A 14013-nucleotide genomic window follows, 5' to 3' on the forward strand; every position below is an offset into this window, starting at 1 on the left:
TGAATCCTTAATGGTTTCAGCAATTTTTAATTGTGGCAGTTTCAAAACGCGTTACCCACACTTTTTTGTTATTTATTACAGGTGTGGAAATTCTTTTGGATCAACTTCACCCATCATTTCATACACTTCGCGGAAAAGACGTTCAACATTGGGTTTCGAGAAGTACTCTCCGTCGATTCCATAGGCCGGCCTGTGTTCCATTGCCGAAAGTGTGCGCGGTGCGGTATCCAGGTAGTCGAAGGCCTTTTGTTCCTCCAGCACTTTTTGCATCATGTACGCAGTTCCTCCTCCGGGTACATCTTCGTCCATAAAGATCACCTTGTTGGTTTTCTTTACCGATTCCAGAATAATGTGGTTCACATCGAACGGGAGTAAGGTTTGTACGTCGATCACCTCAATAGAAATTCCTTTGTATTTTTGAAGCAGATCGGCTGCTTTAATGGCATGGTGTACGTTCCAGGCATAAGTTACCACGGTTACATCGCTTCCTTCGCGCATGATCTCGGGAACACCAAGCGGAACTTTATACTCGCCGTGATTTACCGGAAGTTTTTCTTTTACGTTGTAGCCCTTTAGTGGTTCAATCACCAAAGCCGGATCATTCCCTTCAAGTAAAGTGTTGTAAAATCCGGCTGCCTGAGTCAGGTTTCGGGGAACACAAATGTACATGCCCCGCATTGACCCAAGTAGCATTTGCATCGGTGATCCGGCGTGCCAGATCCCCTGCAACTGGTGTCCGCGGGTTCGTACGATTACCGGGGCAGCCTGTTTCCCGAGTGTGCGGTACTGCATGGTCGACAGATCATCACTCAACTGTGATTGCGCATAGATCAGGTAGTCGAGGTATTGAATCTCAGCAATAGGCCGGTAGCCGGCCAGTGCCAGACCAATTCCCTGTCCGATGATGGTAGCTTCACGGATTCCGGCATCAGAAACACGCTGCGAACCATATTTTTGCTGCATGCCTTTCATGCCCTGGTTCACATCGCCAAGTTTGCCGGTATCCTGACCAAAAGTGACCAGGTTCGGGTATTTTTCAAAAAGAACCTCGAAGTTCTTGTTCACTATTTGCGAACCGTTCACTTCTACTGAATTCTCATCATATTCTACCGGTACGGCTTTTACATTTAGTGTTGAATCTTTACCGGTGCGGTATAATTCTCCGCTGTAAAATTTACGGCTGCGTTCTTCAAAATTGCTGATCCATTCCTTTAACTCCCTTTTCTCGTTGGCGAGTTCAGGTATTATATGCAGTTCCAGGTTCAGGCGTTTGGCAAAGCTCAGGTGCGAACGCCGGGTTGGGAAGACCTTATCGGTAACTTTCTCAAAACGACGCAGGCTCTGAAGATCGCTTTTACTGTCGATTTTGTTGAGGATCTTTTTTATGGCCGCCCGCTCTTCGTTAAAACCATCCGTATAGTTTTTCCAGGCTTTCTCCCGAGCCTCCCGGGCATCTTTTTTCGCCGATTTTTCTATTTCCTTCAACAGATCTTCATCGGCAGTGCCACTGTCGATCAGCCATTTGCGCATCCGGTTCAATGCATCAAATTCATTTTCCCATTCCAAACGTTCCTTTGTTTTGTAACGTTCGTGCGAACCGGAAGTTGAATGTCCCTGTGGCTGGGTAACTTCATCGATATGAAAGACCACCGGTGTTTGCGTTTCGCGGCAGAAATCGATGCCTTTTTTGAATGTTTTTATCAGCTCCGGATAATCCCAACCTTTGCATTTGTAGATTTTAATTCCGTTGCTTTCTCCTTCTTTTTCGAAACCTTTTAAGGCTTCTGAAATGCTGGCTTTTGTGGTTTGCAGTTCGGTAGGCACACTTATCCCAAATCCATCGTCGTAAACAGCTACAGCTATTGGTACCTGCATTACTCCGGCTGCATTTATGGTTTCCCAGAAAAGACCTTCAGAAGTACTGGCATCGCCAATACTGCCAAAAACCACTTCGTTTCCGGTAATGTTGTTCTTCAAATGTTTTACAAGTTCAGGCTGCTGGCGGGCGATTTTTGCAGCCTGCGCCAGTCCCAGCATACGAGGCATTTGCCCTCCGGTTGAAGAAATATCGGAAGCCGAGTTATATTGTTTGCTCAAGTTTTTGATCTCTCCTTCAGGGGTAATATTTGTGGTGCAGAAGTGGTTGTTGAAATTTCTGCCGCCTGTTGACGGATTGATTTCAGTGTCGGTATCTCCATAGATCATCGAGAAAAACTCTTCGGGCTGTAATAATCCGAGTGCCAGCATAAAGGTCTGATCGCGGTAGTAACCCGAACGCCAGTCGCCTTTTTTGAAATTTTTGGCATATGCAATTTGGGCTACTTCTTTACCATCGCCAAAAATACCAAAATGCGCCCTGCCATTATGAACTTCTCTTCGCCCAAGAATACTTAGCTGGCGGCTCAGATAGGCCATGAAATAATCTTCAAGTGCCTCTTTTGTTGTTATTTTATGTTTGGGGCTAGGTGCTGCTTTATCTGTAATCATTCGTACGCGTTTAACCATTGTGGTTTTTTCTGAAAAAATAACGTTTAAAGAGGGCATTTGTTCGATGATGAAATGTGGCGAAGGCATTTGATTTTAGCTTAATTTGGATAATTTTGGGTACTAAATCTTACCTAAATCAATAACAATGACAACTAGTTCTGTGAATGGTTTCTTCCTGATTCTTAATATTTTTCTTCTATCGTGCTTATCTCCGGGCGAAACAGAATTCTATGTTGCTCCGGCAGGAAACGATGCTAATTCAGGAACTGCAAAAAAGCCCTTTCAAACCATTCAGAAAGCATTGGAAGCGATACCTTCTAATGAACCTGGGAATTATGTAATTCATCTTGCCGACGGAACGTATTTTTTAGAAAAACCGCTTTTAATGGCAGCTGATAAATTTTCAAATTCCGAATCGAAGTTAGTTTTGAAAGCTGTGGAAGGAGCCAGTCCGGTAATATCGGGAGGAAACCGGATTAAGGGATGGCAAAAACTAAATGACGGAATCTGGGAAGCAAAAATACAGAAAGAAAGAAGTCCAACAGAATTATTCATTGATGAACGGCGTTGTACGCGTGCAAGATTTCCAAATGAAGGTTTTTTGAGGGTAAAAAAAGCGGGAGACGATCATCGTACAAATTTCTTTTTTGAAGAAGGAGAATTTCCTGTTCCAACGAATATTAGCGATGTAGAACTCGTATTTTTTCACGACTGGTCGATTTCCAGAATCGGCCTGAAAGAAATAGATTTTCAAAAACATCAATTGACAGCCGTTGACTCCATTGGCGCGAAAAGTCTTTCATTTTTTAATATCGATAACTGGGAAGAACATCCGAGGTATTTTCTGGAGAACGACAAAGCTTTCCTTGATATGGATTTTGAATGGTGCTATGACTCAAATACGGAAAAAATATTGTTGAAATTACCTGTCGATCAAAATCCGGAAGAATTGAATGTGATGTTTCCTGTATCAGAAGGTCTTGTATTGATAAACGGAACAAAAGATCAGCCGGTAAAAAATATTGCCTTCGAAGGAATTAAATTCCAATACAGCGCCTGGAAAATACCTTCGCAAGGGTATTGCGGAATTCAGGCTTGCCATCACGATTCCCGTCCCGAAAGCGGACCATGGGAGGTAGTGCCTGCTGCTATAAAAGCTGAATGGGCCGAAGATGTTCTCTTTAATAATTGCACCTTTCAAAACCTGGGAGGATCAGGGCTTTGGATTTCAACGGGCTGTAAAAACTGTGGTGTGAATAATTCGTTGTTTACGGATATTGGAGGAAATGGAATTATGGTTGGAGAAGGACAGGACCGAATGGTAGGTGGCGAACCCTGGTGGAAAGAAACTCCAGGTGACGTGGCAACCGGGAATTCAGTAAAAAATTGCACCGTAATGCAGTGCGGCGTTCGTTTTTTTGGTGCAGTAGGAATCTGGTGTGGGTTTACTGCTGAAGTTAATGTGAAAAGCAATCACATTTATGATCTTCCTTATACAGGAATATCGATAGGGTGGATGTGGAGTCCGGTGCCAACTCCTTGTCGGGCAAATGTTGTTGATGGGAATCACATTCACAATATTATGAATCTGCTAAGTGATGGAGGAGGAATATACATGTTGGGTTTGCAGCCCGGGAGCAAGCTGGTAAATAATCATATTCACGATGTGCGAATAAATGCCGGCAGGGCCGAAAGCAATGGAATGTTTTTGGATGAAGGTACGACCGATGTGCTGGTTGCCAATAACCTGATTTACAATATTGCCAAATCACCACTGCGGTTTCACAGGGCAACTACCAATCTGGTAAAAGAGAATTATTTGTTTTGCTCGCCCGGAAATCCTCCGATTCGTTATAACCGCACGAACGAAGAGGATATTCAGAAGGTAAATAATCTGGTATTGACGGAAGGAGACGAAAGCTATCGTCAACAATTAGAGGAATTAATAGAAAGGTTTGCCGATTAGAAAATTCTTTCCGACGCAACCAAGTGTATGAAATCTTCATCTTCTGAAAAACCTTAATTATGAGAAAAGCTACATTAGTTGCCTTGTTATTTTTCATCTTTTTAAATGCCTGTAAGGAAGACGATTTTACATCTACTTTTCCTGAATTGAATCAGCATCTGATTGCAATAACAACGACGACCGAAGATTGGGAGTACCGGACGGATTTTGTTTACGACAGCCTGAACCGATTAAGCGAAATACAAAATAGATCTCAGGGCGAGCAGATTTTTACTGAATCATATGTGTATAACGAAGCTGGTAAAATCAGTCAAAAAACAAACGGGGATTATACTACAAGTTATGTATACAATTCAGAAGGTCAGGTAATTGAGGAGAACTTGCAATATCTATCTCCGGAAAACGGAAACGAGTGGAGCACAAAAACGGAATATTACTATAAAAATGGAAGGATTAGTAAAGGAAAAGTGTTTTCAGAAAATGGAGAGGTAAGTTCTTATATTAGCTATAAGTACGATTCAAGAGGGAATACAATAGAAAAGATTGTGCGACCTTCGAATAGCGATTCTGATTTTATATTGTCGGAACTTAAATTCAGGTATGATGCTAAGATTAATCCGCTGGGCGCTTCAGGGATTAGTACTATAAACGCTTTTATGTATTCGCGTGATATTGATATTGTACAGGTAAATAATCCGGTTTATCTGTCGTACATGAATTCAATTGCGAGTAGTTTACCTCCTGAGTTTGAAATTTCGTATGAATACAGTTCTGAGAATCTGCCGGAGAAAGCTGTATTGAGTTATGTTCGGTATCCCGATCAGCAGGGAATTAATGTTGTATTCGAATATGAAAGTATAGAAAACTGATGTATGGAAAAGAAACAACCTCCGAAAATAGCTTTCCGAAGGTTGTTCCTTGCGTTATAAACAGCAAATAAATTTATCAAATTAATTCTTTGCAATCCAGTCAGCAATCCAGTCGCCAACCTGCGAAGTATTGTACGCCGTGCCTTCGGCAATATCTTCTGTAACATAAGCTTCTTCCATTGAAGCCGCAACAGCATCACGAATCAGTTTTCCTTCATCCATCAGGTTGAAAGCATATTCAAACATCATGGCGGCCGAAAGAATGGTTGCAATCGGATTGGCAATATCTTTTCCTGCTGCCTGCGGATATGAACCGTGGATAGGTTCAAAAACCGAAGTATGAATACCAATTGACGCAGAAGGCAATAATCCCAGCGAACCGGTGATCACACTGGCTTCGTCGGTGAGGATATCGCCAAACATGTTTTCGGTAACCATTACGTCGAAGTTTTTTGGCCACTGAATGATCTGCATCGCCGCATTGTCCACAAACATGTATTCGGTCTTGATATCCGGATAATTTGGAGCCATTTCCTGAGCCACTTCGCGCCACAAACGAGAGCTTTCCAGCACATTGGCTTTGTCAACTACCGTAAGTTTTTTATTGCGTTTGGCTGCAAATTCATATCCCAGTTTCAGGATACGCTCGATTTCTTCACGGGTATAAGTGTTGGTGTCGAAGGCAGTATTTCCGTTGTCTTTTCTACCTTTTTCACCAAAATAAATACCACCGGTCAATTCGCGGATACAAACAAAATCGGCACCTTCAACCAATTCTCTTCTTAATGGCGACTTGTGCAACAGCGACTCGAAAGTCTCTACCGGACGAATGTTAGCATACAAGCCCAGCTTTTTACGCATGGCCAGTAAGCCTTGTTCCGGTCGTACGGTGGCTTTGGGATTGTTATCGAATTTTGGATCGCCGATGGCACCAAAAAGCACAGCATCCGAATTCATACACAATTGGTGAGTATCTTCGGGGTAGGGATCGCCTACTTGATCGATGGCAGCTGCACCGGTGATTCCGTATTCATATTCGAGTTCGTGATTAAATTTTTTTGCAACTGCTTTTACAGCTTTCATAGCCTGTTCAACAATTTCAGGCCCGATCCCGTCGCCGGGAAGTATTGCTATGTTTAGCTTCATTTGATTTAAATAATAGTTGATTATGAAATGGAACTCATGAGTTTATCAAGAATTCCGGGTTTAAATTCGTTTTCGATAATGTTCAGCATGCGGATGGTTGCTTTGATGGCCGCTGCATTCTGATCTGGATCCAGACCTTTGGTTTTAAACTCGTGCTTGTCTTTCCAGGTAATTACGGTTTCAACCAAAGCATCGGTACGTCCCCCGGGAGGAATGGTTACCACATAGTCGATCAGTTTTGGCAATGGCCGGCTAAGCTCTTTGTAAATCTTCTTCAAAGCCTGCATAAATGCGTCGTACTGACCGTCGCCGTCGCTGTATTCTTCGTAAATTTTTCCGCCTATTTCAAGGGCAAGGTTGGCCAGTGGGCGCAGTCCCATGGTGTGACTTATCGAGAAGTTGACCACGCGTATGTTTTGCTCAATAAGATCATTATCCAGGGTGTCGGCCACAATGTAGGGCAGATCATCATTGGTAATGGTTTCCTTTTCATCAGCCAGTTCAATGATTCTATCGGTCACTTTTTTAAGCGACTCCGCATCCAGTTCAATCCCCAGCTCTTCCAGGTTTTTCCTGATGTTGGCTTTCCCTGATGTTTTACCAAGCGCATATTGTCTGATACGGCCAAAACGTTCCGGCAAGAGCTCATTGAAATACAGGTTGTTTTTACTGTCGCCGTCGGCATGGATGCCGCTGCACTGCGTAAAAACAAACTCGCCAATTAAGGGCTTGTTGGTCGGAATACGAATTCCAGAGAACGACTCCACCAGTTTGGAAACTTTGTTGAGCTGTTGCTCATTCACATTGGTGGTCATTTTCAGGTGGTCCTTGATTGTTGCAATCACACTCGAAAGCGGCGCATTTCCTGCTCGTTCTCCCAAACCGTTTACGGTGGTGTGAACACAACGTATCCCAGCTTTTATGGCATGAAAAACGTTGGCAATGGCCAGGTCGTAGTCGTTATGTGCATGAAAATCGAAGTTTGCATACGGATAGGTTTCGATCATTTCTTTGCAGAATTCGTAAGTCTCATCCGGGTCGAGAATGCCAAGTGTATCGGGCAACATGATCCGGTCCACTTTCTCATCCTTCAAATGCGAAACCATAAAATGAACGTAGTCTTTTGAACTGCGCATACCATTTGACCAGTCTTCCAGGTAAATGTTCACCTTAATGCCCATTTTATCGGCATTGTTGATCACTTTCCGGATATCGGCAACATGCTCTTCAGGTTTTTTGCGCAACTGTTCGGTAACGTGTTTGAACGAACCTTTACACAGCAGGTTAATGACTTTCCCACCGGCATCGTTGATCCAATTCAGCGAAATGGCATCATCAACAAAGCCGAGTACCTCCACCTTTTCGAGGTGACCTTTTTCTGCGGCCCACTTCATAACGCGTTGTGTGCCTTTAAATTCACCTTCAGATACACGGGCCGAGGCAATTTCAATACGATCAACTTTTACATCGTCGAGCAGTACCTTAGCCACGCTAAGCTTCTCGGTCTCACTGAACGAAACCCCCGAGGTTTGTTCTCCATCCCGCAGGGTAGTGTCCATAATGGTCAACTGTTTCCCTGTAACTTCTATTGTTTTGCCTGTCATTTCTGTCTGTTTTTGTGAGCGAATTGATAATGCTGATTTCAAACGCTCTTTATTCGGCGAATTTAAGCTGTCTCAAACTCAGCTATCGCATCTTTCATTGCCACCAGGTAATCGATGTCGTCCAAACCGTTTTTTAAGCAATGCTTTTTGTAAGGATTGATCTCAAATTCAGTCGATTCGCCTGTTGATGCAATGGTGAATGTTTGTTTCTCAAGATCTACTTCAAAAGTCGAGTCGGAATCCTTTTCGATAGCGTCGAAAATCTTTTGAAGGAATTCAGGTGAAACAACAACCGGTAGCAGTCCGTTGTTCAAGGCATTGCCTTTGAATATGTCGGCAAAAAAGCTTGAAACCACTACACGGAATCCGTAATCGTAGATAGCCCAGGCAGCGTGCTCGCGGCTCGATCCGCTACCAAAGTTTTTACCTGCAACCAGTATTTTACCTGAATATTTGTTGTCGTTTAAGGGGAAGTCAGCTTTCGGACTTCCGTCTTTTTCATACCTCCAGTCGCGGAACAGGTTGTCGCCGAATCCTTTGCGTTCAACTGCTTTCAGGAAACGTGCAGGAATGATCTGGTCGGTATCTACATTTTCAAGGGGCAGCGGTACTGCCGGTGTATTTATTACAGAAAATTTATCGTATGCCATGTTTACAAAATTTTGCAGAGAGCCAAGAGCAGAGAGCCAGGCGCTTTTTCGCTGTGCCCTTTGCGCTTAGCGCTTCGCGGTTTTACATCATTTCTCTTGGATCGGTTACTACTCCACTGACGGCTGCAGCTGCTGCTGTGAGCGGACTGGCCAGCATAGTTCTGGATCCCGGTCCCTGGCGGCCTTCGAAGTTTCTGTTGGTAGTAGAAACTGCATATTTACCTTCAGGAATTTTATCCTCGTTCATCGCCAGACAAGCTGAACATCCCGGTTGACGGAGTTCGAAACCTGCTGCTTCAAGAATGTCCACCAAACCTTCTTCTCGTATCTGGGTTTCAACCCGCTTCGAGCCGGGCACCAGCCATGCGTTTACGTTTGGCGCTTTTTGTTTGCCTTTTACAAAATTTGCAAAAGCACGAAAATCCTCGATGCGGCCGTTCGTGCAACTTCCAAGGAATACGTAATCTACCTGTTTGCCTTTCATTGAGTCTCCTTCGTGGTAACCCATGTATTGCAACGATTTCAGGTAAGTTGATTTATCGGTTCCCTGCATCCCTTCGGTTGTAGGAATCTGATGTGTTACGCCAATTCCCATTCCCGGGTTGGTACCATAGGTGATCATGGGTTCAATGTCGGCAGCATCATAAGTGTATTCTGTGTCGAATACAGCACCGTCATCGGTTTTCAGTTCTTTCCATTTGGCAAGAGCGGCTTCCCATTCTTCGCCTTTTGGTGCGAACTGACGGCCTTTTACATAGTTGAACGTTGTTTCATCCGGGGCGATCATACCACCGCGTGCACCACTTTCGATACTCAGGTTACACAATGTCATCCGGCCTTCCATCGAAAGTCCGGTAATGGCAGAACCTGCATATTCAATAAAGTGACCGGTACCTCCACTGGTCGAAATTTTCGAAATAATGTACAGTGCAATGTCTTTTGCAGTTACGCCTTTACCCAGTTCACCGTTTACAGTAATGCGCATCTTCTTCGGTTTTGGCTGCATAATACACTGGCTGGCCAGCACCATTTCCACTTCGCTGGTACCGATTCCAAAAGCAATCGCTCCAAAAGCTCCGTGAGTCGAGGTGTGGCTGTCGCCGCAAACGATGGTCATTCCCGGTTGGGTCAATCCCATTTCAGGGCCGATAATGTGAACGATTCCATGTCCTTCCGACTGCAGATCGTGATAAACAATGCCATGTTCAGCACAGTTCTTTTTCAGCATTTCAACCTGGTTGCGCGAAAGTTCGTCTTTAATTGAAAGGTGCTGCTCCTGGGTTGGAACGTTATGGTCGGGTGTAGCCGTTGTTTTATCGGGGCGGAATACTTTTAATCCGCGTGTCTTTAACCCAAGAAAAGCTACCGGGCTGGTAACCTCGTGAATTAAGTGACGATCGATGTACAATACGTTGGGACCTCCCTCAACCTGCTCTACCACGTGAGCGTCCCAGATTTTATCAAATAATGTTTTTGCTTCCATAATCTTTTCCATCTATAAATGGATTCAACTTATATATTTTTGAAACTGACTCATCCCCCTGCTCCTTCGTCGCACTCCCCCTTCGAAGGGGGATTAAGGGGGATGAACTGTCCGAATCTTTTTTACTTAACTACTTAACTCGCCACCGGCAATTTGTTAATCGCATCAAGGAAAGCTTCCACTGATGCAGTAATAATATCGGTGTGTGCACCAAAACCATGGTAGATGGAGTCGTTATAGTCCACCTGCATGTGCACTTTACCAATATCGTCGCTACCGCGGGTTATGGCCTGAACCAGGAATTCTTCAATAACTACCTGGCGGTGAATGATCTTTTTAACTGCAGAAATGGCGGCATCAACCGGACCGTTTCCGGCAGATGTTGCGTCAAATTTCTCACCTGAAATATCGAGGCAAACGGTAGCCATTGGTTTCAGACTTTTGCCTGAAACTACCTGCAGGTAATCCAATTTGATACGTCGCTCTTTGCGCGTGGCATCGCCAACCAGCAACGCGATATCGTCGTCGCGGATGTCTTTTTTCTTATCGGCCAGTTTCAGGAACTCGTCGTATACCTCGTCGAGTTTTGCTTTGTCTAACTGGAAGCCCAATAATTCCAAACGGTGCTTCAATGCGGCACGTCCACTTCGGGCTGTCAACAAAATCGCTGATTCGTTGATACCAACGTCAGTCGGATCCATGATCTCGTAGTTCTCACGGTTTTTCAAAACACCGTCCTGGTGAATTCCCGATGAGTGTGCAAAAGCATTTCTGCCAACTACCGCTTTGTTTGGCTGAACCGGCATGTTCATCAGGGTAGAAACCAAACGGCTGGTGTTGTAAATGTTTTTGGTATTTACACCTGTCTCAATTCCCAGTGCCTGGTAATGTGTTTTAAGTGTCATAACTACTTCTTCGAGCGAAGTATTTCCGGCACGTTCGCCGATACCGTTGATGGTTACCTCAGCCTGGCGCGCACCATTCAAAACACCCGAAATGGTATTGGCAGTTGCCATTCCCAAATCGTTATGACAGTGTGTTGAAATAACTGCTTTATGAATGTTTGGCACATTTTCCATCAGGTACTTAATTTTTGCACCAAACTCGTGGGGGAGGGTATAACCGGTTGTATCCGGAATATTTACCACTGTGGCCCCGGCTTTGATTACTGCCTCGATTACCCGAGCCAGGTATTCATTTCCTGTACGTCCGGCATCTTCGGCATAAAACTCTACGTCTTCAACGTATTTCTTGGCGTATTTAACGGCTTCAACACCGCGTTCTATAATTTCTTCCGGATTGGAATTTAGTTTGTGGTAAATGTGAAAATCCGATGTTCCGATTCCCGTGTGAATACGTCCTTTCTTGGCGTACTTTAGCGATTCGGCTGCAACATCGATATCTTTTTGCACTGCGCGGGTCAGGGCACAAATGGTTGGCCATGTTACCGCTTTCGAAATCTCTACTACCGATTCAAAATCGCCAGGGCTGGAAATAGGGAAGCCGGCTTCAATTACGTCAACTCCCAAATCCTGCAATGCTTTGGCAACTTCAATCTTTTCTACCGTGTTCAACTGACAACCCGGGACCTGTTCTCCGTCGCGCAAGGTTGTGTCGAAAATGTAAAGTCTGTCGCTCATGATTTATTCATTTTTCAATTTTTATTAGCTGTCTAATCAAGTTCTCTGTTTCGTTATAAAACCTATTGGATTGCGGTTTGAAGTATGAAGCGGAAATTTTTTTTCTTCCGACTTCGTGCTTCCAGCTTCCTGCATTAAAAAAGCCACCCTCTTATCTGAGAATGGCTTCTATTTTAAATCCAATATTTTGTATCAACATACCACTCTCAGTTCAACTTTTTTAGAAGAAGAATACCAAGAATAATATTTAGAATAGATATGTTGATGTTTAATCTCATTTGATCGTTTACTTACGATTTCCTGCAAATATCAAAATATTTTTCAAAAATGAAAACAAAACGGGCTTTTTTATACGAAAAGTTAAGAATAATACCACAAACTCCGATTCTGTTTAACTATTCTACACGCCGTTACCCCAAAAATCTACACCGATACTACAATTTTTTGTCTGCCGTTACCGAATAAACCATCGGGATTTTATCTTCGAGTCCTTTTATTTTGAATTTTCGTTCGTCGATTTTTACCGTGTTCTGAAAACAATCGTAAGGCGAATAATTGTATTCCCTGAAATCGGTGATCGTCAAACCGGATTTTATCAGTGCATTTATTACCGTGCTCAGACCGTGGTTCCACGAAACCGATTTTTCCTTGATTGGAGCACTCCTGTCGGTGTAGGTGCCTTCAAGTTCTTCTATAATTGGTGGCGAATCCATGTAATTGTATTCAATGCGCTGAAAATCGTAACTCAACATCCAGATGATGGGATGAAATTCAACAAACACCAGCTTCCCTCCGGGTTTTAAAAAACGATGGATCACTTCGGCCCATTTGTTCATATCTGGCAACCAACCGATAACTCCGTAGGATGTAAAAACAATGTCGAATTGTTCGTCGAGCACCTCATGAAGTTGGTATACATCGCTCTGAATAAAGCGGACAGTAGTTCCCAGCTTGTCGTTTAATTCCCGTGCTTTTTCAATGGCTTTATCCGAAAGATCAACGCCGGTAGCCTCTGCTCCGTGGCGGGCGAGTGAAATCGTATCTTGTCCGAAATGACATTGAAGGTGTAATATTTTTTTCCCTTTCAGCTCACCCAGCAATTCAAGTTCGATGGTATTTAGCGAATCTTTTCCTTTCAGAAAGGAACTTACATCGTAGAAATCGGATTGAAAGTGATGTTCTGTTTTTTCGTCCCAGAGTTTTTTATTGATGGCGATATAATCCATTGGTCAATTTTTTATTCGACATAAAGTTAAGTGAATGAAGCTTTTTTCAGGCTAAAATCAAATCTTTTGCGAAAATAAAGTGAGAGAAACTGTGATTTTAAGCCAAGTGGTTTCCCGAACTTAGCTTCTGGGATAATTCTGCGATCAACTGTTTTGCGGCGGGTTCAGTACTTCGTTCCAATTCTTCGATTATTCGTTTAATCGTTTCCGACGATTCCTGGTTATCTCGCATTTTCTGAAAGCTGTCGGGAGGAGCCTGCGCATAAAATAACTTGTCGGTCCATTCATTTCTGAGGCCATCAATTACCAGGTGAATCCTATCTGTTTCACCACGGTTGCTTACCGAGTGAATGAAATTGACATTGGTATACCAGCATTCTCCGGGTGACATTAGCAGCCATTCACCATCTAAAATAAACTCAACCAGGCTGTTGGTAACAATCGGGATGTGCAGGCGAAAACTACCGTCTTCGTAGCCCAACTCATGATCTCTGTGCGGCTTTATTTCAGCTCCGGAGCCAAGCCTTAACAAACGTGCGCTTGTTACCGGAAACTTAAATGATTCGACTACTTCCCTGAAGTAGTGGCACTCTTTCATGATTGGTGTTTCTGTAATTTCGGCAGCTTCAGGTGAAATGGCAAAAATATTTGTTTCGTCGCCATTGCCTGTGTACAAAGGAATTACTGTCCACTCGCCGCTATACCCCGAGGTATTAAAATGCGGTATCCAGTTTTTTTTGAGTGCTAATGAAAGATCATGAGCCAGTTTATGCTGATCGAATCGAATTGGTAACTTTAAATGTTTTGTGATTTGCCGGTTGCTCATATTTCTGCGCTTAGTTGGTCAGAATGTTATCTAAATTCAAAGTAAACCTAACAAGCAGCTGTGCTCCAAAGTTTAGCGTTTTTACTTCTTTTACCTGGCTAGGCAACGATTACCAG

10 protein-coding genes are annotated in these 14013 nt (G+C 43.5%); 2 read left to right on the forward strand and 8 right to left on the reverse strand.

The features are described from left to right. Positions 1-75: 75 nt before the first annotated feature. Positions 76-2487, reverse strand: coding sequence for an alpha-ketoacid dehydrogenase subunit alpha/beta (locus HFD85_RS15365; protein WP_167611772.1), 2412 nt, complete (start codon positions 2485-2487; stop codon positions 76-78). Positions 2488-2632: 145 nt separating this feature from the next. Here HFD85_RS15365 and HFD85_RS15370 point away from each other — a divergent pair, with 145 nt between their 5' ends. Together HFD85_RS15370 and HFD85_RS15375 are read left to right on the forward strand one after the other, a co-directional pair. Further along, positions 2633-4453, forward strand: a complete 1821-nt coding sequence (locus HFD85_RS15370; protein ID WP_167611775.1) for a right-handed parallel beta-helix repeat-containing protein — start codon at positions 2633-2635, stop codon at positions 4451-4453. A 59-nt stretch (positions 4454-4512) separates the two neighbouring features. Next, entirely contained in the window at positions 4513-5322 is an 810-nt protein-coding gene (locus tag HFD85_RS15375) for a hypothetical protein (RefSeq protein WP_167611777.1), read from the forward strand. Positions 5323-5403: 81 nt separating this feature from the next. On the opposite strand, the gene leuB is transcribed toward HFD85_RS15375, so the two are convergent. The 7 genes from leuB to HFD85_RS15410 all read right to left on the reverse strand — a co-directional run bounded on the left by leuB (position 5404) and on the right by HFD85_RS15410 (position 13897). Continuing rightward, positions 5404-6468, reverse strand: coding sequence for a 3-isopropylmalate dehydrogenase (gene leuB, locus HFD85_RS15380; RefSeq protein WP_167611780.1), 1065 nt, complete (start codon positions 6466-6468; stop codon positions 5404-5406). 20 nt (positions 6469-6488) lie between these two features. Beyond that, complete coding sequence (locus HFD85_RS15385) at positions 6489-8072, reverse strand: alpha-isopropylmalate synthase regulatory domain-containing protein (protein ID WP_206081991.1); 1584 nt, start codon at positions 8070-8072, stop codon at positions 6489-6491. A 62-nt stretch (positions 8073-8134) separates the two neighbouring features. Then, positions 8135-8722 (reverse strand): 3-isopropylmalate dehydratase small subunit, encoded by a 588-nt coding sequence (leuD, locus tag HFD85_RS15390; RefSeq protein WP_167611784.1) that lies wholly within the window; start codon positions 8720-8722, stop codon positions 8135-8137. Between the two features lie 82 nt (positions 8723-8804). Next, complete coding sequence (leuC, locus tag HFD85_RS15395) at positions 8805-10217, reverse strand: 3-isopropylmalate dehydratase large subunit (RefSeq protein ID WP_240925059.1); 1413 nt, start codon at positions 10215-10217, stop codon at positions 8805-8807. A gap of 122 nt (positions 10218-10339) precedes the next feature. Next, positions 10340-11845 (reverse strand): 2-isopropylmalate synthase, encoded by a 1506-nt coding sequence (locus tag HFD85_RS15400; RefSeq protein ID WP_167611786.1) that lies wholly within the window; start codon positions 11843-11845, stop codon positions 10340-10342. Positions 11846-12279: 434 nt separating this feature from the next. Next, positions 12280-13071 carry a class I SAM-dependent methyltransferase gene (locus tag HFD85_RS15405; RefSeq protein WP_167611789.1) on the reverse strand — a complete coding sequence of 264 codons (792 nt, stop codon included), beginning with the start codon at positions 13069-13071 and terminating at the stop codon, positions 12280-12282. Positions 13072-13168: 97 nt separating this feature from the next. After that, positions 13169-13897, reverse strand: coding sequence for an aspartyl/asparaginyl beta-hydroxylase domain-containing protein (locus HFD85_RS15410; protein WP_167611792.1), 729 nt, complete (start codon positions 13895-13897; stop codon positions 13169-13171). Between the last annotated feature and the right edge of the window lie 116 nt (positions 13898-14013).

The organism is Maribellus sediminis (genome assembly GCF_011799805.1).
GTDB lineage: Bacteria > Bacteroidota > Bacteroidia > Bacteroidales > Prolixibacteraceae > Draconibacterium > Draconibacterium sediminis_A.